The sequence below is a fragment of the Rhodothermales bacterium genome, from assembly GCA_041391505.1.
In the GTDB taxonomy this organism is placed as follows: Bacteria; Bacteroidota; Rhodothermia; order Rhodothermales; family JAHQVL01; genus JAWKNW01.
Genome location: JAWKNW010000001.1, coordinates 172446 through 192388, shown reverse-complemented (window position 1 = coordinate 192388; position 19943 = coordinate 172446). Strand labels below are relative to the sequence as shown.

15 protein-coding genes are annotated in these 19943 nt (G+C 65.5%); 7 read left to right on the top strand and 8 right to left on the bottom strand.

The annotated features are described in order from the left end of the window. Positions 1-28 precede the first annotated feature (28 nt). Positions 29-724, top strand: coding sequence for a hypothetical protein (locus tag R2834_00745; protein ID MEZ4698829.1), 696 nt, complete (start codon positions 29-31; stop codon positions 722-724). A 63-nt stretch (positions 725-787) separates the two neighbouring features. Here R2834_00745 and R2834_00740 read toward each other — a convergent pair whose 3' ends face one another. From R2834_00740 to R2834_00720, 5 genes are all read right to left on the bottom strand, one after another. Next, positions 788-2128: a S8 family serine peptidase gene (locus R2834_00740; GenBank protein ID MEZ4698828.1), complete on the bottom strand. Its 1341-nt coding sequence runs from the start codon at positions 2126-2128 to the stop codon at positions 788-790. Between the two features lie 255 nt (positions 2129-2383). Beyond that, positions 2384-3382: a methylmalonyl Co-A mutase-associated GTPase MeaB gene (meaB, locus tag R2834_00735; GenBank protein MEZ4698827.1), complete on the bottom strand. Its 999-nt coding sequence runs from the start codon at positions 3380-3382 to the stop codon at positions 2384-2386. Continuing rightward, positions 3375-5438: a methylmalonyl-CoA mutase gene (gene scpA / locus R2834_00730; GenBank protein MEZ4698826.1), complete on the bottom strand. Its 2064-nt coding sequence runs from the start codon at positions 5436-5438 to the stop codon at positions 3375-3377. The genes meaB and scpA overlap by 8 nt, the downstream gene beginning before the upstream one ends. A gap of 2 nt (positions 5439-5440) precedes the next feature. After that, positions 5441-6574, bottom strand: coding sequence for a methylmalonyl-CoA mutase family protein (locus tag R2834_00725; protein ID MEZ4698825.1), 1134 nt, complete (start codon positions 6572-6574; stop codon positions 5441-5443). A gap of 30 nt (positions 6575-6604) precedes the next feature. Then, positions 6605-7168, bottom strand: coding sequence for an RNA methyltransferase (locus R2834_00720; protein ID MEZ4698824.1), 564 nt, complete (start codon positions 7166-7168; stop codon positions 6605-6607). Positions 7169-7230: 62 nt separating this feature from the next. Between R2834_00720 and R2834_00715 the strand changes: the two genes are divergently transcribed. The 3 genes from R2834_00715 to rpsA all read left to right on the top strand — a co-directional run bounded on the left by R2834_00715 (position 7231) and on the right by rpsA (position 10974). Further along, complete coding sequence (locus R2834_00715) at positions 7231-7824, top strand: hypothetical protein (GenBank protein ID MEZ4698823.1); 594 nt, start codon at positions 7231-7233, stop codon at positions 7822-7824. Positions 7825-7885: 61 nt separating this feature from the next. After that, positions 7886-8593 carry a (d)CMP kinase gene (cmk, locus tag R2834_00710; GenBank protein MEZ4698822.1) on the top strand — a complete coding sequence of 236 codons (708 nt, stop codon included), beginning with the start codon at positions 7886-7888 and terminating at the stop codon, positions 8591-8593. A 218-nt stretch (positions 8594-8811) separates the two neighbouring features. After that, positions 8812-10974: a 30S ribosomal protein S1 gene (gene rpsA, locus R2834_00705; GenBank protein MEZ4698821.1), complete on the top strand. Its 2163-nt coding sequence runs from the start codon at positions 8812-8814 to the stop codon at positions 10972-10974. Positions 10975-11093: 119 nt separating this feature from the next. Here the strand turns inward: rpsA and R2834_00700 are convergent, their stop codons facing one another. Further along, positions 11094-12194 carry an FAD-dependent oxidoreductase gene (locus R2834_00700; protein ID MEZ4698820.1) on the bottom strand — a complete coding sequence of 367 codons (1101 nt, stop codon included), beginning with the start codon at positions 12192-12194 and terminating at the stop codon, positions 11094-11096. A gap of 3 nt (positions 12195-12197) precedes the next feature. Further along, entirely contained in the window at positions 12198-13127 is a 930-nt protein-coding gene (locus tag R2834_00695) for an ornithine cyclodeaminase family protein (protein ID MEZ4698819.1), read from the bottom strand. A gap of 602 nt (positions 13128-13729) precedes the next feature. Between R2834_00695 and R2834_00690 the strand changes: the two genes are divergently transcribed. Further along, positions 13730-14215 (top strand): NlpC/P60 family protein, encoded by a 486-nt coding sequence (locus R2834_00690; protein ID MEZ4698818.1) that lies wholly within the window; start codon positions 13730-13732, stop codon positions 14213-14215. Positions 14216-14425: 210 nt separating this feature from the next. Here the strand turns inward: R2834_00690 and R2834_00685 are convergent, their stop codons facing one another. Further along, the gene (locus R2834_00685; GenBank protein MEZ4698817.1) at positions 14426-15910 is read right to left on the bottom strand and encodes an aldehyde dehydrogenase family protein; all 1485 of its coding nucleotides are present in this window, start codon (positions 15908-15910) and stop codon (positions 14426-14428) included. Positions 15911-16120: 210 nt separating this feature from the next. Here R2834_00685 and R2834_00680 point away from each other — a divergent pair, with 210 nt between their 5' ends. Together R2834_00680 and R2834_00675 are read left to right on the top strand one after the other, a co-directional pair. Then, positions 16121-17326 (top strand): aminotransferase class I/II-fold pyridoxal phosphate-dependent enzyme, encoded by a 1206-nt coding sequence (locus R2834_00680; protein ID MEZ4698816.1) that lies wholly within the window; start codon positions 16121-16123, stop codon positions 17324-17326. A gap of 41 nt (positions 17327-17367) precedes the next feature. Next, on the top strand, positions 17368-19941 hold the full coding sequence (locus R2834_00675; protein MEZ4698815.1) for a M1 family aminopeptidase: 2574 nt from the start codon (positions 17368-17370) through the stop codon (positions 19939-19941). Positions 19942-19943 lie beyond the last annotated feature (2 nt).

Below are 19943 nucleotides of genomic sequence, written 5' to 3'. Positions count from 1 at the left end.
CGCTACTATCTCACCAGGAGGAATCCCCATGCATCGCACGCGAATCGTAATCGGTACGCTCGTTCTACTCATGACGGGCGTGCTATCCGCCACCGCCCAGGATCAATCAAAGGCTGTTGAAAATGGCGGCATCTCGGTTCCCGGCTGGTCCGGCGCCATCGATGCCAACGAGACGAAAAACGGACAGATGCTCGAAAATTCCAGCCTCTCGGCTCATGGCGAGATGCTGCACGTCAAGACCGGGCCTTCCGTCGTCTACTGGAAGCCCGAAAACAAGGCCAGCGGCGACTACACGATTTCGGCCACGTTCGAGGAGCCGGGCTACATGGCTGGCGGCGATCACCCGCATCCGTACGGGTTGTTCATCGGAGGAAACGACCTCGGGACGGATTCGGCGAGCTTCCTGTATTGCGCCGCGTACGGCAATGGTTCGTTCATCGTGCGGGGATTCGGCCCCGAGCCGTTCCAGATGAACGGCCGCCGGCCGGAAGCCAACGCCGCGGTGAACAAGGCGGCGGACAAGGGCACGGCCGTGACCCAGGCCATCTCGTTGTCCGTCAAGGGCGATAAGGTGGAATGCGCCATCAACGGCGCCGTCGTGGCGAGCTACGCCAAGGCCGACGTGGTCGGAGCCGGCAAGCTGAAATCGACGGACGGGCTGTACGGCATTCGCTTCGGGCACAACACGGAAGCGTCGGTCGCCGGCCTGAAGATGAGCAAATAGCACGTTGCGATGGGGGATGCCTGCGTGCACGCCATCAGGCATCCCCCATCGACATCCTTGCGGTCAGGGCATCGACGCGCGCAGCGCCTCCAGCACCTCGGCCGGCGAGGCGGAGGGATGCTGGCTCAGGTAGTGCGCCGCCAGGGCCGTGACATGCGGCGCGGCATAGGACGTGCCGCTGCCGCCGACGCGTTTCCAGGAGGCGAGGTGGGACACCGAGACGATGTCCACGCCGGGCGCCATCAGGTCGATGCCCGCGCCGTGATTTGAGAAGTCGGCCGGCCGCCTTTTCTGGTCGTAGGCCCCTACGGTGATCGCTTCGGCGACGTGCGCCGGCGTGACGGTGGCCACGTCGATGCCGTCGTTTCCTGCCGCGATCACGTACACGACGCCGGCCTCGATCGAGCGCTGGATGGCCCGGTCCAGGACGTTGTAGGCGCTGGAGCCGAAGTCGGCGCCGAAGCTCAGGTTCACCACCATCGGCCGCCCGGGGTTCGCCTGTTTGCGCGCCGTGATTTCGTCGATGGCCTTGAGTACGGTCGACATGTCGGTCTGACCGTCAGGCCCCAGCACGCGCATGTTATGGAGCGCAGTCCCCGGCGCGACGCCGCGCACCCCCATCATGTTGTCGCGCGCGGCGATGGTGCCGGCGATGTGCGTCCCGTGGCCCAGCACATCGGCCGCCAGGAGGTTGTTGGTCGTCGAGGCGAGTCCGAGCAGGGACGTGATCGGGTTCACAACGTCCGCAACGCGCGCCAGATAATACATCGAGAAGTCTGTCGACGAAGCCAGGGCGATCTCGGTCGAGGCGTTGATGCCGGAATCGACGACGAAGATGTCGACCTTCGAGGCGTCCCTGCGGGGGGCGTTCATCCGGGCGACGCCCCAGGAGACCTGCTGCCCGAGGCTGCCCATGTTGGAGAAGGCGCCGGGGTCGCCGGCGAGGAGCCGGTCGGGTTCAATCCAGGCCACATCGGGATCGCTTTCCAGGTCACGCAGCACGTCGCGCAGGGCGGAAGGTCGTATGGCCAGCGAAACGGCCTGCAGGGTGTAGCCCAGGTCCAGCCTGAACACCGCGTCGCCGTCGTATTTGGTGAGGATGCGGCGCGTCACATCGTAGCTGTTCAGCTTGCGCCGCGTCACGCCGGAGGCTTCGAGATCGCCCTGGTCCTCGTTGACGCCGACGATGAGGTAAACCCATTCGGCGTCGGTGGCGAGCAGCTCGTTCGCGAACGACAATTTGGTCAGCGTCCCGCTATCGCCAAGCAACGCGAGGCGTTGTTGCGACGGCGAGGGCTCGGCATCGATGAGCGCGTCGCATCCCTGCAACAGGGATGGGCTGAGGAACAGCGCGAACAGGACGCACAGTGCGATCCAGGGGCGGGGGAGTCGGGTAGCGTGCATACGAATGGCGGTAGGGTGGTCGAAACGAAAGTCGGCCGCCGCATCTTCGCAGGAGCTGGACGCTCCGCTGCACGCAAAGAGAGCTGGGACGAAAAAACCAGGCGCTGTGGCCCCGGCGTGATCCTGCCGGGCAGAATCGGGTGGGGCATGCCGTCGCGAGGGAAAGAGGCAACCGAGAAAACCCGCCTCTCGATCGCGACGCCGTGGGCCCGGGGCACAGTACGTGAAGGGTATATCGGCCGAGAATGGCCTGACTTAAATGAGCCGCCCGGAAGCCACGAGATCGAGGATTTCGAGTGCGGCCGATGGGGCGGAGCGGCGTGCGGCCTGGACGTCGGCTTCCAGCGCGCCGAGTCGCTCCTCGACGCCGGCCCGCTCCTTCCATTGCCGCTGCACACCCTCCGCGATGCGCTCGTGCAGCCAGCATCGTGTTTGCCGGGCTCGCAGGGCGGCGAGGTGCCCATCCGCCTGTTGCGACGCCAGGAATGCGTCAATGAGAGACCGGAGCGCGTCCAGTCCCTCTCCTGTCTGGGAAGAGGCGGTCAGCACCGCCGGCTCCCATTCCGGCCGGGGCGATTGAAAGAGGTGGAGTGCGTGCTGCATCTCCTTGCGTAGCACCTGCGCCGGCACCCGATTGTCGCCGTCCGCCTTGTGGATGATGAGCGCGTCGGCGATCTCCAGCACGCCGCGTTTCATGCCCTGGAGTGCGTCGCCGGCGCCGGTAAGGGTGAGCACCAGGACCATGTCGACGAGATCCGTCACGCTGGTTTCCGACTGCCCCACGCCCACGGTCTCGACGAACAGGAAATCAAAACCGGCGGCCTCGAGCAGGACGAGTGCCTCGCGGGTCCGGGAGGCGACGCCGCCGTAGGCGCCGGCGTTTGGTGTCGGGCGGATGAAGGCGCGCTCGTCGGCCGCGAGCCGGGTCATGCGGGTTTTGTCGCCGAGGATGCTTCCGTGCGTCTGTTTGCTGGAGGGGTCGATCGCGCACACGCCGACACGCCGGCCCTGTTCGAGCAGCTGCATGCCCAGGGCGTCGATGAAGGTGCTCTTGCCCGCGCCCGGAACGCCGGTGACGCCGATGCGGGGGGCGCCAGCGCAAAGCGGAAGGCAGCGGTCGAGCAGGGCCGCCGCCGCGCGCTCGTGGTCGGGCCGCGTGCTTTCCACCAGCGTCAGCGCCCGGGCGAGGGCGAGCCGGCTGCCTGCGCGCAGGCCGGCGAACAACGCGTCGATATCGGGCGCGACGTCAGCCATCGATGCGGCCGAGCAGCAGGTGCAGGAGTTCGGTGGCGGCCTCGGGAATGACGGTGCCCGGGCCGAACACGGCGGCGACGCCGGCTTCGCGGAGCCGGGCATGGTCGTTGGGCGGAATGACGCCGCCGGCGACGACGAGGATGTCCTCCCGGCCGAGGTCCTTCAGCGCGTCGAGGACGGCCGGGACGAGCGTGTTGTGGCCAGCCGCGAGGGAGGAGATGCCCAGGATGTGCACGTCGTTTTCGACGGCCTGGCGCGCGGCTTCTTCGGGCATCTGGAAGAGCGGGCCGATATCGACGTCGAACCCGAGGTCGGCGAAGGACGAGGCGATGACGCGCGCCCCGCGGTCGTGGCCGTCCTGGCCGAGTTTGGCGATCATGATGCGCGGCCGGCGCCCCGCGCGCGCGGCAAAGGTATCCGCCAGCCGGCGTGTGGCCTCGAACGCTTCGTTGTGGTTCATTTCGCGAGCATATACGCCGGAGATGGGCGCCATGCGGGCTTCGTAGCGCCCGAACGCCTCCTCCATGGCCATGGAAATTTCGCCGAGGGTAGCCCGGACCCGCGCGGCGTCCACCGCGGCTTCGAGCAGGTTGCCGCCCGCGTCGCAGGCGGCGCGCAGGCGGCGCAACGCGTGTTCGACGGCGCCGGCATCGCGGCCGGCGCGCAGCGCCTGCAGCCGATCGATCTGTGCCTGTCTCACCGCCGTGTTGTCGATTTCGAGCAGCTCGATCGGCGTGTCGTCGTCCGTCGTGAAGCGGTTGACGCCCACGATGACCGCCGAGCCGCGATCGATTTCCGCCTGCCGGCGGGCCGACGCTTCCTCGATCCGCGCCTTCGGAATGCCCCGCTCGATGGCCCGCGTCATGCCGCCCAGCGCCTCGATCTCCTGTATTTCGGTCCACGCCCGATCGATCAGGTCCGCCGTGAGCGCCTCGACATAGTCCGAGCCGCCCCACGGGTCGACCGCATGGACGATGCCGGTTTCGCGCTGGAGCATCAGCTGGGTGTTGCGGGCGATCTGCGCGGAGAAATCGGTCGGCAGCGCGAGCGCCTCGTCCAGCGCATTGGTGTGCAGGGACTGCGTGCCGCCGAACGCCGCGGCCATGGCCTCGACGCTGGTGCGGACGATGTTGGTGTAGGGATCCTGGGCCGTGAGGCTGTAGCCGGAGGTCTGACAATGGGTGCGGAGCATCATCGACCGGGGATCCTTCGGTGCGAAGGCCTTTACGAGCCGCGCCCAGAGGACGCGGCCGGCGCGCATCTTCGCGATCTCCTCGAAGGGATGCATCCCGATCCCCCAGAAAAACGAGAGCCGGGGTGCGAAGTCGTCAATGCCCAGGCCCGCCGCGAGCCCGGTGCGGAGGTATTCGACGCCGTCGGCGAGCGTGTAGGCCAGTTCGAGGTACGCCGGCGCGCCGGCTTCGTGCATGTGATAGCCGCTTACCGAGATCGAATTAAACAACGGCATCCGGCGGGCGGTGTACGCGAAGATATCCCCGACGATACGCATCGAGGGCGCCGGCGGGTAGATATACGTGTTACGCACCATGAACTCCTTGAGGATGTCGTTCTGGATGGTGCCGCGTAACGCTTCCGGGGAGACGCCTTGCTCCTCGGCCGCCACGATGTAAAACGCCATGATGGGGATCACGGCGCCGTTCATCGTCATCGAGACGGACATCTTGTCGAGGGGGATGCCGTCGAACAGGCGTTTCATGTCCTCGATCGTATCGATCGCGACGCCGGCCTTGCCGACGTCGCCTCGGACGCGCGGATGGTCGGAATCGTACCCCCGGTGCGTGGCGAGGTCGAACGCGATCGAAAGCCCCATCTGGCCAGCGGCGAGGTTGCGCCGGTAGAAGGCGTTGGAGGCCTCCGCCGTGGAGAAGCCGGCATACTGGCGGACGGTCCAGGGCCTTACGACATACATCGTGGCGTACGGACCGCGCAGATAGGGCGGCAGGCCGGCCGTATAGGCTTCATGGGGGTGCCGCGCGGACAGGCGGGCTTCGATCGCCGGCGCGGGGTAAGGTATCGTGGTGAAATCGGGCTTCATGGTCAGGCCACCTCGTCGTACCGGTCGAGGGACTCGGGGCCAAGCGCCACGCGCCGGTCCCGTTCCATCGCCTGAAAAATGCGCCATGCCTTGCGGGCGATCTGGTCCGTCAGGTGCTCCACATACCCGGCCCCGCCGGCGGCGTCGGCCGTCTGGCCGATCTGCGCCTCGTAGCGCAGCACGTGGTGGGTGTTGAGCGCGAGTCGATCCCAGGCGGAATCACGCGATGCATCCGTTTCCCTTCCGGGGTGGATGATCAGGGCGTCGCATCCGCCTATAATGGCGGCGAGGGCCATGGGGGTGGTGCGGAGGGCGTGCGCATAGGGGTCCCCGTCGGTACAGCGTTCGGTTTCAGCCACGATGTGGAGGGCCGGCCAGGCGGCGCGGTCGGGCTGATAGGCACGCAAAAGGACATCGACGGTGGCGCGGAGGGCGCGCAGGCGGGCCAGTTCGGGGAAGAACAGTCGGCCTGTGGGGACGGTGAACAGCATGCGGCCGAGCACGGTGTCGATCGGCCATCCGGCATCGAGCCCCAGCTCGATGTGGCGCCTCGTGGCCGACAGCGCGAGCCCGAGCTGGACCGGGAGCGACCGGCCGGCAGCCGGCACGAGGTCGATGGCAAGAAAACGAAGGGCCTGCTGTTCGGCCAGCGCCGGCGCGGCCACCCACTGGGTGCGGATGGCGTCGTCGAGGTCGTCGGGGGCGGCATCGGCCGGGGCGCGCAGGACGAAGGCGCCGGTTGCCGTGCCGGGGCCTAACGTAAGGGATGCGTGGGGGGCAAAGACATAGGCCGGCAGCGCGGCGGCGGGCCAGGAACCGGAGGTCAGGGTGCCGGCGAGCGTGTCAGCGCCGCCGGCGGCCGCTGTGGCGATGCGGCGAGGGGCCTGTGTGTCATCCAGGGCGCCGATCCACGCGCTCGATGTCCAGGTGCCGGGGAAAGGTACTCCGGCGAGTCCCGGTCGGGCGGCGGGGTAGAGCGCGCGGACCGCGATGCCCGGCGCCGGCGTCCAGTCGATGACGGAAGCGAGGTCCTGGCCCTTCAGTTCGGCGGCGACGCGTTTGAGCCACGCCGAGGGATCGGGCGGCGGGAAGTGCCGCGCGAGATCGAGCGCTTCGCCCAGTGGTTGCATGTTCATGGCTGCTGCTTCACGGTTACTCCTGCACGGTTACTCCGTGCGTTCATGCATCGCCGGCATACCCTGCAGCGCCCGATAGGCGCGGACGATATCATACACCGCGATGCCGTAAGCCACCGATACGTTGAGCGATTGTTTCGAGCCGTACTGGGGAATTTCCAGCGCGAGGTCGGCCATCGCCACGACGTCGTCCTGCACGCCGTGCACTTCGTTGCCGATCACGAGGCAGAGGGGGAAGTGCTCGGGCCGCAGGTCGGCGGGCAGGGAGGGGCTGTCGGTCAGTTCGAGGACGGCGACGGTATAGCCCTCGCTTTTGAGCCGGCGGACCGCGTCCACGGTATTTTCCTCCCGATGCCAGGGAACCGTTTCCTGGGCGCCGAGTGCGGTTTTGTGCAATCCATGATGGTCAGGGGTTGCCGTGATGCCTGTCAGATAGAGCTTCTCGATCCACGCCCCGTCCGACGTTCGGAAGAACGAACCGACATTGTGCGCCGAGCGCACGTTGTCGATCACGACCGCGATCGGATGTCGGGGCGAGCGGCCTGTTTCAGCAGGATCCAGACGCGGGATTTCTTCGTGTCGTAATTTTCGCATGCTGCCAACGGCAGAATCATCGGAAGCGGACGACCCACGCCGCCCCACGGAACGAGCATCGCATGAAACGCCGGATCATTCTTCCTTTAATTGTTATCGCACTCGCCCTGCCGGCATGGTCCGGCTGTCAGACGCTCAAGGAAATTGCCAATCTACGAAATGTCGACTTCTCCCTCGATCGGCTGACGGACATCGACCTTGCCGGCGTCCGCCTGGACGCGGTCCGTTCGTATCGGGACCTCAGCGCCGGCGACCTGTTCAAGCTGACCACGGCCGCCGCGCGGCGTGACCTTCCACTCCGGTTCAACCTGCATGTTGCCGCGCTGAACCCGGAGAGCAACAAGGTGGCGGCCCGACTGGTCCGGATGGACTGGACGCTGTTTCTCGAAGAGCGCGAGACGATCAGCGGGGTGTTCAATCAGGAGCAGGTGCTCAATCCGGGCCAGCTCGTCGATATCCCCGTGAGCATCGACCTCGAACTGATGAGCTTCTTCGACAAGAACGCGCGCGATATCGTCGAACTCGTGCTCTCCCTGAGCGGCGAGGGGGGCTCGGCGAAAAACATCCGCCTGCAAGCCATTCCGGTGATCGACACCGTCCTCGGGCCCATCCGGTATCCGGATCCGATCGTGATCGTGAACCGGGAGGTTGGGTGACAGGCCGGCCGGGCGCACGGCTTCCCTGTTTGATGTTCCATTTTCATGATGCGAAGTGCCTTTGTCTTCTCCCCCTCATCCGGCGATCATCGCGCTTGACGGCCCTGCCGGCTCCGGAAAAACGTCCACGGCCCGCGCGGTAGCCGAGCGACTTGGCTTTGTGTACCTGGACACCGGCGCGATGTACCGGGCGGTGACCCTCGCCGCGCTCGACGCCGGCGCGCCGATCACCGATGACGGGCTGGCCGGCGTGCTGGATGCGACCCGACTGGAGATCGGCTATGGGGAAGGGCGGATGGCCATCCGTCTGAACGGCGAAGACGTCTCGGATCGCATCCGCAGTGGGGAGGTGGGCCGGCACGTCTCTCCCGTCAGTGCGCTCGCGTCGGTGCGTCACCGGATGGTGGATATGCAGCGGGCGTTTGCCCGCGCGCAGCTCGTCGCCGGCCGCGGGATCGTGGTGGATGGACGGGACATCGGGACGGTCGTTTTCCCGGATGCCGAGCTCAAGGTCTTCATGTCCGCCCAGCCCCGGGTGCGCGCGGCGCGCCGGCACCAGGAACTGGCGCAGAAAGGGGACGAACGATCCCTCGACGACGTGCTCGCCGAGATCGAACGGCGCGATGCGATGGACAGCGCGCGCGCGATCGCCCCGTTGCGGCCCGCCGAAGACGCCATTCTGCTGGATACGAGCGGGCTGACGATGGACCAGCAAGTTTCATTCGTAGTTAACAAACTGTCGGAACGCCAGCAGCAGAGCGACGTATGAGCCGTTTGTGCAATTCGACCGGGGCTTTTCGACCACGGTTCGAATGCCCATGGGCTCGGCGCTTGCCGAGCAGGGGATCGTCCCCAGCCTAACCAGCTTGTTAAACCTAACCTCTTTCGGGAACGGCGCGTTGAGGCCGCTGTCCTGCGAAGAGTAAACACCCCAGGGCGCCATCGCACGCCTCTTCAAACCCAACGCGGTGGACCCGGAGAATCCGAATGGCTGAAGATCAGCAAAAAACCACTGAGACGCCGGAGACCGTCGAAACGGCGTCCGAATCGACAGACGTAACGGAGGCCGCGGCCTCCGCTCCCGAGACCCCCGAAGTTGTAGCGGCCGAGGCCGAAGCGCCTGTAGCCGAAGCGGCCGAAGCTCCAGTAGCCGAGGCGCCTGTAGCCGAGACGACAGTAGCCGAGACGACAGTAGCCGAGACGCAGGAAGCGCCTCCGGCTCCGGTAGCCGCCGCGCCGGCGAGCAAGCCCATCGACACGCCCGAATTCGTCGGTTTCCGCGGCGAAATCGAAGGTCAGGTCGTCAAGCTGGCCGACCTCGATCGCGGCATCGACGACCCGGCGGCGCTCGCGATGTACGACAATCTGCGCAAGATGATCGACGACACGCTGACCAACGTCTCGGAGAACGAGATCGTGGCCGGCCGCGTCGTCAGTATCGGCGAAAAGGATATCGTTGTCGACATCGGGTTCAAGAGCGATGGCATCATCGCCCGCAACGAATTCGACTCCGAACTCACGCCTGGCGATGAGATCGAAGTATTCCTCGAGCGCATCGAGGACTACCAGGGTCAGCTCATCCTCTCCAAGACGAAGGCCGATACGGTCAAGCGCTGGCAGAAGATCGAGACCGCTCACGTCGAGGAACAGGTGCTCGAAGGCACGATCGTGCGTCGCATCAAGGGCGGCATGATCGTCGAACTCTTCGACGGCATCGAAGCGTTCCTCCCGGGCTCGCAGATCGACGTCCGCCCGGTGCGCGATTTTGACGCGTATCTCGACAAGCGGATGGAGTTCAAGATCGTGAAGCTCAATCCGGCCAACGAGAACATCGTCGTGTCGCACAAGGCGCTCATCGAGAAGGACCTCGAGGAACAGCGTCAGAAAATTCTCTCCTCGATGGAGCCCGGCCAGGTCCTCGAAGGCACGGTCAAGAATATCACCGACTTCGGTGTCTTCATCGACCTCGGCGGCGTCGACGGCCTGTTGCACATCACCGACCTCTCCTGGGGCCGTGTGTCGCACCCGTCGGAGCTGGTCGAACTCGACCAGAAGCTCAACGTGGTGGTGCTGGACTACGACAAGGAGCGCCAGCGCATCTCGCTCGGCCTCAAGCAGCTCCAGTCGCATCCGTGGGAGAACATCGGCGAAAAGTACCACGAAGGCGACGAAGCCGAAGGCAAGGTGGTATCGATCACCGACTACGGTGCGTTCGTCGAACTGGAAAAGGGCATCGAAGGCCTCGTCCACATCTCGGAAATGAGCTGGACGGAGCATATCAAGCACCCGAGCCAGATGGTGTCCCTGGGGCAGATCGTCAAGGTCCGCATCCTGAACATCGACAACGAGGGCAAGAAGATTTCCCTCGGCATGAAGCAGCTGGAACCCGATCCGTGGGTGGGCATCGCCGCCCGCTATCCGGGTGGGACGGTGCTGCGCGGCAAAGTGCGCAACATCACCAACTTCGGCGTCTTCGTGGAGATCGAGCCGGGCATCGACGGCCTCGTCCATATCTCGGACCTGTCCTGGACGAAGAAAATCCGCCATCCTTCCGAATACGTGAAGAAGGGCCAGGATCTCGACGTCGTCATTCTCAACATCGACGAGAAGGAACGGCGTATCTCGCTCGGCCACAAGCAGATCGAGACGAACCCCTGGAACGACTTCGCCAAGATGTATTCGGACGGCACGGATACCGAAGCGACGATCAAGAAGATCGTCGACAACGGGATCGAGGTGTCGCTCGGGCTGGAGCTGGACGGCTTTGTGCCGGCCGGCGAGCTCAAGAGCGGCCCCAAGAGCTTCCAGGATGCCTACAAAGAAGGCGACACCCTCCAGCTGCGCGTGATCAAGTTCGATCCCAACCAGAAGGAGATCCTCCTCAGCGAAACGGCCAAGCAGCGCGCGGACGACCGTGCGAAGAAGGACGAAGAGCACAAGGAGCGTCGGAAGGAGCAGGACACCGAACGTCAGGCGGTCCAGGATTTCCAGCGCAAAACCGCTGCCGCCACGGGTCCGACGACCCTGGGCGAACTCAGCGGGCTCGAAGACCTGAAGCGCAAGATGGAAGCCAGCGAAGCAACGGAAGCTGCCGCTGCGACGGAAAGCGCGGCGTCCGAAGATGCCGGCGAGGAAGAAGCCGAGTCGTAGTTCATCGCTGCGACAAACCGATTAAAGGCCGTCTCCGCCATGCGGGGACGGCCTTTTTTTATGCCTGCCTGTTCGTGGATGCATCGTCGTCAATGCGCCGGCGATCCTCGGGGTGCGCGTCATCCCATCCACCCGGCCGCCCATCGCGCCAGGGCGGCGTCGGCCAGGTTCGCCTCGACGGCCTCCGCAAGCTGTTCCCCGACGAGTGGGCCGAACTTGAACCCGTGCCCCGAGAAGCCCGCGAGCACCCATACCCCTCCCTCGCGGCGGACGATGAAGCGTTCCTCGGGCGCGACGGCGTAGAAGCAGACGTGGCCGCGCTCGATGTCGAACCGGTCGAATGCCCGGATTCGCTCCCGCGCAGCGGCACATACGGCTTCGATTTCCCGGGCTTCCGCCGCGCGAGGCGCATCCGGATCGCCGGCGAGCGAGAACCGGTGATCGCCGATCTTGAGCCCGAGCCCATCCACTGGTGGAACGAGGTAGAATCCGCTGTCCGGATCGATCTCCAGCAGCATCGGCGATGCGGCCCAGGCGGCGCGCGCCTCCGGCGGGGGAGCGGCATAGACCACCACTTGCCGCGAGGCCGTGACCGGGACGTCGATGAGACGGCGCGACCACGCGCCGGCGGCGAGCACCACGGCATCGCCCGTCAGGATGCGCCCGTCCTCGGTGTACACACGGGTCGGCTCGCGGTCGATCCGCGCGATGCGGGTATGCGGCATCAACTCGACGCCGGCCGATTCGAGGTAGCGGGCCAGATCCGCCAGGATGGCCGATGCTTTCAGCACGCCACCCTGCGGCTGGTAGAAGGATCTGGATACCCCCGCGTCGTTAATCAGGGAAAAACGCTCTGCGACGGCCTCGGAGGTGAGCCGTTCATAGGGGATGCGGAGCGCGTCGAGCACGCCGGCTGAGGCATCAGCCCAGCCGTCGTGGGTTCTGCTGAGCACCAGCGTCCCCGTCTCGACATAGTGCGAGCGCCCGAGGTCGGTCCAGAGCCGGTCCCATGCCGGGTAGGCCTCGGCGGTCATCGCCGCGTAGCCGGTCATGGCCCCGTAAGGGTAGCGGATCAGTCGATGCTGATCGTGCGACGCGGCGAGCGGGTTCGGGATCGGACCCTGGTCGACGAGGCGGACGCGGTGGCCCTTTTTTGCCAGTGCGCGAGCGGCGCTGAGGCCGATGATGCCGGCGCCCACAAGGATGAATGTTTGGCTCAAGGCTCAGGAAGCGAGGGTTTTTCGATAAACCAGTTCGGCGGCGGCCAGGTCTTCGAGCGCGGTGCCGACCGATTTAAAGAGGGTGATCGACGCGTCCGATGTGCGGCCTGGAATGCGCCCGCGACACAGGTCGAACAGGTCGCCCCGGATGTCGGTTTCAGCGATGACGCCGGCCTGGATCGGCTGGATCAGGTCGCCGGCTTCGGAAAGGGCGCCGTCGCGCGTATCTACATAGATCGTGGAACGGCGCATCGTCTCGTCATCCGACTCGCGCATGGTGGGCGTGAAGCCGCCGATGAGGTCGACGTGCGTGCCGGGCCGCAGTCGCGCGCCATCGAACAGCGGCGCCCCGCTCATGGTGGCGCAGGAGACGATGTCGGCATCGTCCAGCGCCGCGTTCGGGTCGGGCACGGCGCGGGCGTCCAGACCGCCGCTCGCCAGTTCCGCGGCCACGGCCGCGGCACGCTCGGGGCGCCGACCCCATACGTGAACGCGGTCGATTCCAAGGACCGCGACGTAGGCGCGGGCGATATAGGGCGCGAGCCGGCCGGTGCTGAGCAGGAGCAGCCGGCGGCTGTTTGCGCGCGCCAGATAGCGGGCTGCCAGCACCGAGGCGGCGGCTGTGCGATGGAGGGTGATCGTGGCGGCGTCCATCGCGGCGAGCGGGGTCCCCGTGGCGGCGTCGAACAGGCAGTATATACCCTGGATCGACGGCAGGCTGCGCGCGGGGTTTTCGGGGTAGACGGTGACGAGTTTGACGCCGGCGAGGCCGCCGCTCCATGCCGGCATCAGCAGCAGAGTGCCGGGCTGCCCGATCTCGTGGTGGTGCCGCACCGGGGCGGTGACGTCGAGTCGAAATTGCGCCTCCAGCGCGTCGACCAGGGGACGCCAGGCAAGCAGGGGGGCGAGTTTGTCGGCTGGGTAGAATCGCATACGTTTAGGTGAGTTCGCGGCGATGTATGATTCCTCACCCCACGCAAAAGCATGGGGGAAAGCAAAGAGTTTAGCGGCGTCGTTGTTCGAAGACAAACGATCGGCAATGTCCATAGCCCCCATGCTTCAGCGTGGGGCTATGGGTAGGGTACGAGGCGCGTCGATGCAAAATGCCCCCACGCTAAAGCATGGGGGAGAGCAAAGAGTTTAGCGGCGTCGTTGTTCGAAGCCAAACGATCCGGCAACGTCCATAGTCCCCATGCTTCAGCGTGGGGCTATGGGTAGGGTGCGAGGCGCGTCGATACAAAATGCTCCACGCTAAAGCATGGGGGAAAGCCAGGCGTTCCGCGGCGTCGTCGTTCGAAGCCAAACGATCCGGCAATGCCCATCGCCCCCATGCTTCAGCGTGGGGGCCATGGGGTAGGGCGCGAGACGCAGCGATGCATGATCCCCTCGCTTTCGCTGGGGGGAAAAGATTCGCATGCCTGGCGCCGAAGTCCGAAGAAACGCGATCTTTGAAGGTCCATGGCCCAATTTCTGTAGCCTTCAGTTTACGGCCTCCGCCCATCCATCCAGGCCCCTCCATTGCATTGCGCGCGCCTATGAAAAGCGTTTCGATAGGTTTCGCCGGCGTCCTCATGCTCATGCCGGGTCTCAGTTTAGCCGAATCGGGTCGCATCGCGCCGGACGAAATCCGCCCCGGTGACCTCCTGTTTTTCTGGATCAACGACCAGGTCCGGCACGTCGGCATCTACCTGGAAGATGGCGTCTTCTTCCATGCGTCAACCACCGCCGGCGTCACGCTGAGCAACCTGAACGAGGACTACTGGCGGTACCGGTTGATCTCGGTGCGCCGCGTCCAGCACAACATCTCGTTGAAGGAATTGCGGCAGGATTTCTCCCGATACGACCCCGCCGGCTACCGATACGGCAGCACGGGGCCGAAGCAGTACGACTGTTCGGGTCTCGTCTGGCGGGTTTTCGGCAGCCATGGCGTCGAGCTGCCACGAACGACCCGGGCGCAGATCCGCGCGGGCTCGCTCGTCATCAGCGGGCGAAACTATCTATTGACGCACCGCCGGAGCTAACAGGCCGGCGCCCCGGAGAGGCTCAACGGGTCTCTCCAGGGCGAACCGCCACCAGTTTACGGACTGATCGGATCCCGGCGCTCCGGACCTCCGAGGGAGGATCAAGGGGGGCAGGATCAACGATGCGGGCACCGTTCTTGGGAAAAATCCTGCACCCTGCGTCTCGTATCCCTCATCTCAACCTCATTTCGCCGCACTGCGTCACGTCACTCACTGGTTGTCGATCTGCGCCTTCTGCAGCTTGCCGCTGTAGTCGATGTAGACGCTCTTCGTCTCCGTATAGAAGTCGAACACCTCCCAGCCGCCTTCTCGGTGGCCGTTGCCGGTGGCCTTGACGCCGCCGAACGGCATGTGGGCCTCGGCGCCGATCGTCGGGCCGTTGATGTAGGTGATGCCGGCATCGATGTCGTTGATCGCCCGGAAGGCCACCGTCACGTCTCGGGTGTAGATCGAGGAGGAGAGGCCGTATTGCGTATTGTTGGCCACGGCGACCGCCTCTTCGTACGACGATACCTTGATCACGGAGAGCACCGGGCCGAAGATTTCCTCCTGGGCCACCCGCATATTTTCGGTGACGCCCGTGAAGACAGTCGGCTCGAAGAAGAAGCCGTCATCCAGGCCGGCGCCCGATGCGCGTTTGCCCCCGCAGGCGATGGAGACGCCCTCCGATTTGGCGACGTCCATGTACGAGGATACCTTGTCCATGGCTTTCTGGTTGATCAACGGGCCCACGTCCACGCCGGCGTCGTTGCCATACCCGAGCCGCAGCTTGCCGGCGGCGGCCACGAGGCGGTCGACCAGTTCGTCATGGATGTCCTCGTGCAGGATGAGCCGGCTCGTCGCCGTACAGCGCTGGCCCGTGGTGCCGAATGCGCCCCAGAGCACCCCCTCGAGCGCGAGGTCGAGGTTGGCGTCGGCCAGCACGATCTGGGGATTTTTGCCACCCATCTCGAGCGATACACGCTTGTTCTGCCGTCCGCAGGCCTCCGCGATGCGGCAGCCCGTCGCCGTCGACCCTGTGAACGAAACAGCGTCGATGCCCGGGTGGTCGACCATCGCGGCGCCCGTCGCGCCGGCGCCCTGGACGAGGTTGACGACGCCTTCCGGCAGGCCGGCTTCGATGAATACCTGGACCAGCAGCTCGCCGCTGTGCGGCGCGTCTTCGCTGGGCTTGAAGACGACCGTGTTGCCGGCCGCGATCGCGGGAAACATCTTCCAGGTGGGTACCGCCACCGGGAAATTCCACGCGGTGATGACGCCGATCACGCCGACGGGCCGGCGGATGCTCATGTTGAACTTGTTCGGCAGCTCGCTCGGGACGGTGTGCCCGAAGAGCCGGCGCGTTTCCGAGGCGGCGTAATAGGCCGTGTCGATGGCCTCCTGGACGTCACCGCGCGTCTCCGTGAACGTCTTGCCCATCTCGCGCGTCATCTCGAACGCGAGCTCGTCCTTGCGCTCGGTCAGCAGGTCGCCGATGCGCTTCAGGTAATCGCCGCGCTGGGGCGCCGGCATGCGCCGCCAGCTCTCGAACGCCTTGCGCGCCGCCCGAACGGCCTGGTCGACGTCCTGGGCGCCGGACTGCGGGAACTGGCCGATGATGTCGGCCTTGCGCGCGGGGTTGGTATCTGTGAAGGTGGCGTGATCGGCTGCTTCCTGCCAGCGGCCGCCAATATAATTCTTGAAATATGAAGTCATGGCTATGGGTTGGGTTCGACTCAGGCGTCGGTGTATATTGCAAATCGAAGCGGCCGCGACATCCGCCGCAGGGCCGGCTGTTGGAACATCCCACAACGTTTGCACGTGTCGGGTGATCCCGACGCCCGTCGGGAACGCGGATCACGAATTCATGGCGCACGCGCCCGTCTTTTATCATCTCCGGCTATCCGGTAACTCGTCTGTACGGCTATGGCACTCGCACCTTCGCAACGCACGTTGACCGATCAACTGTCCACCCGGGCCCGTGACGTCAAACCCAGCGGCATCCGGCGGTTTTTTGAAATCGCCGCGACCATGGAGAATGTCATTTCGCTGGGGATCGGCGAACCCGACTTCGTCTCCCCGAAACCGATCATCGACGCCGCCATGCAGGGGTTGCGCGATGGGAAGACCGGGTATACGGCGAATAGCGGCCTGCTCGAGCTGCGCGAGTTGATCGCGGCCGACCTGAAGGCGCGTTACGGCGTCGCCTACGACCCGAAGACGGAAGTGATCGTGACGGTCGGGGTGAGCGAGGCCATGCTCCTGGCGATGCTGGCGTTGCTCGATCCGGGCGACGAGATCCTGATCCCCGAGCCTTGTTTTGTGTCGTATGGACCGACGGCGGAGTTTGCCGGCGGGAAGGTGGTGTATGTGCCCACTTCCGTCGAGCACCAGTTTCAGGTGACGGCGGCGGACATCGAAGCGAAGATCACGCCCCGGACCAAGATGCTGTTCGTCGGCTACCCCAATAACCCGACCGGCGCCGTCATTTCGCGGGATACGATGGAAGCCATCGCCGAGGTGGTGGAGAAACACGACTTGATGGTGCTGTCGGACGAGATTTACGATCAGCTCGTCTACGGAGAGGCGAAGGCCGCCGGCCACGTCTGCGTCCCGTCGGTCGCCGGCCTGCGCGAGCGCACCGTGCTGCTGGGGGGCTTCTCGAAAAACTACGCCATGACTGGCTGGCGCATCGGGTACGTCTGCGCGCCGCGCGAGATCGCCCAGGCGCTGTACAAGCTGCACCAGTACGTCGTGATGAGTGCCCCGACGCTCGGGCAGATCGGCGCGGTGGCGGCGATGAAGGAATGCGCGGACGATGTCGAGATGATGCGGCAGTCGTACGACAAACGCCGCCGGCACCTCGTGGACGGGCTCCGCGCGGCCGGCTTGCCCACCTTCGAGCCCGAAGGCGCCTTTTATTGTTTCCCGGATATCCGCTCGACAGGGCTCACGTCCGAGGAATTTGCCCAGAAACTGCTCGAGGAAGAGCGCGTGGCCGTGGTGCCGGGGGATGCGTTCGGGCCGAGTGGCGCCGGCTACGTCCGCTGCTCCTATGCCACGGCGTACGAAAAAATCGAAGAAGCTGTGCGCCGGATTACCCGGTTCGCGCAGCGCTACCAGGCGCGGTAATGAGGATGCGGAACGGACGTACAGCCCACCTTGTGGGTGTCATGCTGCTGGGCATCGCCCTGCTTTCCGGGTGCGCCGGCCGCCGGCCGGTGGAGCCCGAAGAGCCGGCGTACCGTCCGCGCGTCATCCAGCCGCGCACGCCGCCGCCCCCGCCGGAGGAGCCGGCGACGCCGCCCGCGCCGGTCTATGTGCCGCCGGCCTATCAGGTGGTCCGCAATCCGGACGCCGCCTATGTGGAGCCCATCAGCAACTTCGACGTGCTCCACACGACGCTCGACCTGGGTTTCGATTTTCCCGGGGAACGGGTCATCGGCACCGCGACGCACACGCTGCGAACGCTCGTCTCGGGCATGACGCGTCTGACGTTCGACGGAAGGGATATGGAGATCCACAGCGCCACGTTGGGCCGGCGCGGCGCCACGCGCACGCCCCTCGAGGTGCAGTACGACGGCCAGACGCTGATCCTGGTGCCTCCGCAGCCCCTCGGTATCGACACATTCGACGTGGCGATAGCCTACACCGCTCATCCGACGCGCAACGGCCAGCGGCTCGGAATGAATTTCGTCGATGGCGCCGGCACGGACGCCTCGAAGCCGACGCAGATCTGGACCCTCGGCCAGCCCGAAGACAATCGCTACTGGTATCCGGGATGGGATTATCCGAACGATCCCGTGACGGTGGATGTGCTTCTGACGGTGCCGGCGTCGTACACGACGGTGTCGAATGGCGGCATCGTCGGGCAGGAACAGCTCGCCAATGGCATGCGGCGCGATCACTGGCGGCTGACGCGGCCGCACGCGTCGTACCTGACCGGGCTCGTCGTGGGCGAATTCGCGTCGGTGATCGACCGCTACGTGCGGCGTGACGGAAGCCAGGTGCCGCTGGCGTACATCGTCGAACCCGCCTACGCCAGCAAGACCTCCCTGATCTTCGGGGAAACGCCGCGCATGATGGGCCTCTTCGAGGACGCGACTGCGGTGGCGTATCCCTGGGGCAACTACAAGCAGGTCACGGTGCGCGACTTCACCGCCGGCGGGATGGAGAATACCACGGCCACCGTGCTTTTCGATGAACTCCAGCACGACGAGCGGGCGCAGCTCGACTTCAACGGCCGCGACCTGATATCGCACGAACTGGCGCATCAATGGTTTGGCGACCTGCTCACGATCCGAAACTGGGCAAATCTGGCGCTCAACGAGGGCTTCGCGAGCTACTTCGAGCGGATTTATATCGAAGGCAGCGCCGGCATCGACGAGGCGCAGGCGCATACGATCGAGGAACGGGACCTGTATCTGAAAGAAGCCGAGTCGATGCGCCGGCCGATCATCTGGTACGGCTACACCGATCCGAACGCGATGTACGATCGGCATACGTATGAAAAAATGGCGCTCGTGCTCCATCAGCTCCGTTTTGAACTCGGCGACGTGCTCTGGTACAACGGCATCCGGAAATACGTGCGCGACAACGCATCCCGGACCGTCGTAGCGGACGACCTTCGCAAGGCGATGGAGCAGGCGTCGGGGCGCAATCTCGGGTTCTTCTTTAATCAGTGGCTGCTCCAGCCCGGCCATCCGGAGCTGGATGTGACCCACACCTTCGACCCCAATCGCGGGCTCTACGAGATCCGGGTGCGGCAGGTGCAGGATAGTCTGCTATTCTTGCCGTTCCGATTCGACGTCCAGGTCGAACTCAATATCCAGGGCGGCACCGCGCCCTTCATGCAGCGGTTTACGGTGGCCGACCGCGACACCACGTTCCGGTTCGCCCTCGCCGGCGACGTCACGTTCGCCCGGTTCGATGTGGGCGACTGGCTCCTGGCCGACATCCACGTCGACAAGCCGCTCTCCGAATGGATCGCGCAGGTGCGGGGCGACGACGAAATGGCCGGCCGCTACGACGCCGTGGTGGCGCTGGGCGAGCTGGAGCCGACCAACGAAATCCGCGACGCCATCCTCCAGACCCTCGTGCGGGATCCGCATCATACGGTGCGGCAGGCGGCTGCCGCGGCCCTGAACGGCTACGCCGGCGATCCGGTCGTCCGCCAGACCCTCTCCAATACCGCCCGCACCGACACCGACGCGGCCGTGCGCAAGGCGGCCCTGCTGTCGCTTTCCCGGTATGCGGACAGCGTGTTGCTTTCGACCCTGCGCGGCACCATCGCCGATCCTTCCTATGCCGTCACGGCCGAGAGTGTGCGTCTGTTCGCGCGGGCCTACCCGAACGAGGCGCTGCCCGCCATGCGCTCGCTCTTCGAGGTCGATAGCTGGAAAAGCACCGTCGAACTGGCGATGATCGAAGGGTATTCGACCATCGCGGCGGTCGAAGGCATTCCGTACCTCGAGGCGCGCCTGAATCCGGCCGAACCCGAGGACGTCCGCGCCGCGGCGGCCGATGCGATGGGCGTCATCGCGCGCGCCCAGCCGGGCATCGGGGAAGGGGTGGGCCGGTCGCTGGTCGCGTTGCTGGACGATGGGATCGAGATGGAGCGGTTCTCCGCCGCTCAGGCGCTGCGTTCGGTGAACATCGCGCCGCTTCGGGAGGACATTCGCCGCTGTCTCGCAAAAGAGACCTCGGCGCGCGTGCGGTCGCAGCTCGAACAGCTCGTGGGGCTTTGACG

Coding starts and splice junctions, on each gene's coding strand:
- R2834_00745 (MEZ4698829.1), top strand. CDS start 29: ATGCATCGCACGCGAATCGTAATCGGTACGCTCGTTCTACTCATGACG.
- R2834_00740 (MEZ4698828.1), bottom strand. CDS start 2,128: ATGCACGCTACCCGACTCCCCCGCCCCTGGATCGCACTGTGCGTCCTG.
- meaB (MEZ4698827.1), bottom strand. CDS start 3,382: ATGGCTGACGTCGCGCCCGATATCGACGCGTTGTTCGCCGGCCTGCGC.
- scpA (MEZ4698826.1), bottom strand. CDS start 5,438: ATGAAGCCCGATTTCACCACGATACCTTACCCCGCGCCGGCGATCGAA.
- R2834_00725 (MEZ4698825.1), bottom strand. CDS start 6,574: ATGAACATGCAACCACTGGGCGAAGCGCTCGATCTCGCGCGGCACTTC.
- R2834_00720 (MEZ4698824.1), bottom strand. CDS start 7,168: ATGCGAAAATTACGACACGAAGAAATCCCGCGTCTGGATCCTGCTGAA.
- R2834_00715 (MEZ4698823.1), top strand. CDS start 7,231: ATGAAACGCCGGATCATTCTTCCTTTAATTGTTATCGCACTCGCCCTG.
- rpsA (MEZ4698821.1), top strand. CDS start 8,812: ATGGCTGAAGATCAGCAAAAAACCACTGAGACGCCGGAGACCGTCGAA.
- R2834_00695 (MEZ4698819.1), bottom strand. CDS start 13,127: ATGCGATTCTACCCAGCCGACAAACTCGCCCCCCTGCTTGCCTGGCGT.
- R2834_00690 (MEZ4698818.1), top strand. CDS start 13,730: ATGAAAAGCGTTTCGATAGGTTTCGCCGGCGTCCTCATGCTCATGCCG.
- R2834_00685 (MEZ4698817.1), bottom strand. CDS start 15,910: ATGACTTCATATTTCAAGAATTATATTGGCGGCCGCTGGCAGGAAGCA.
- R2834_00680 (MEZ4698816.1), top strand. CDS start 16,121: ATGGCACTCGCACCTTCGCAACGCACGTTGACCGATCAACTGTCCACC.
- R2834_00675 (MEZ4698815.1), top strand. CDS start 17,368: ATGCTGCTGGGCATCGCCCTGCTTTCCGGGTGCGCCGGCCGCCGGCCG.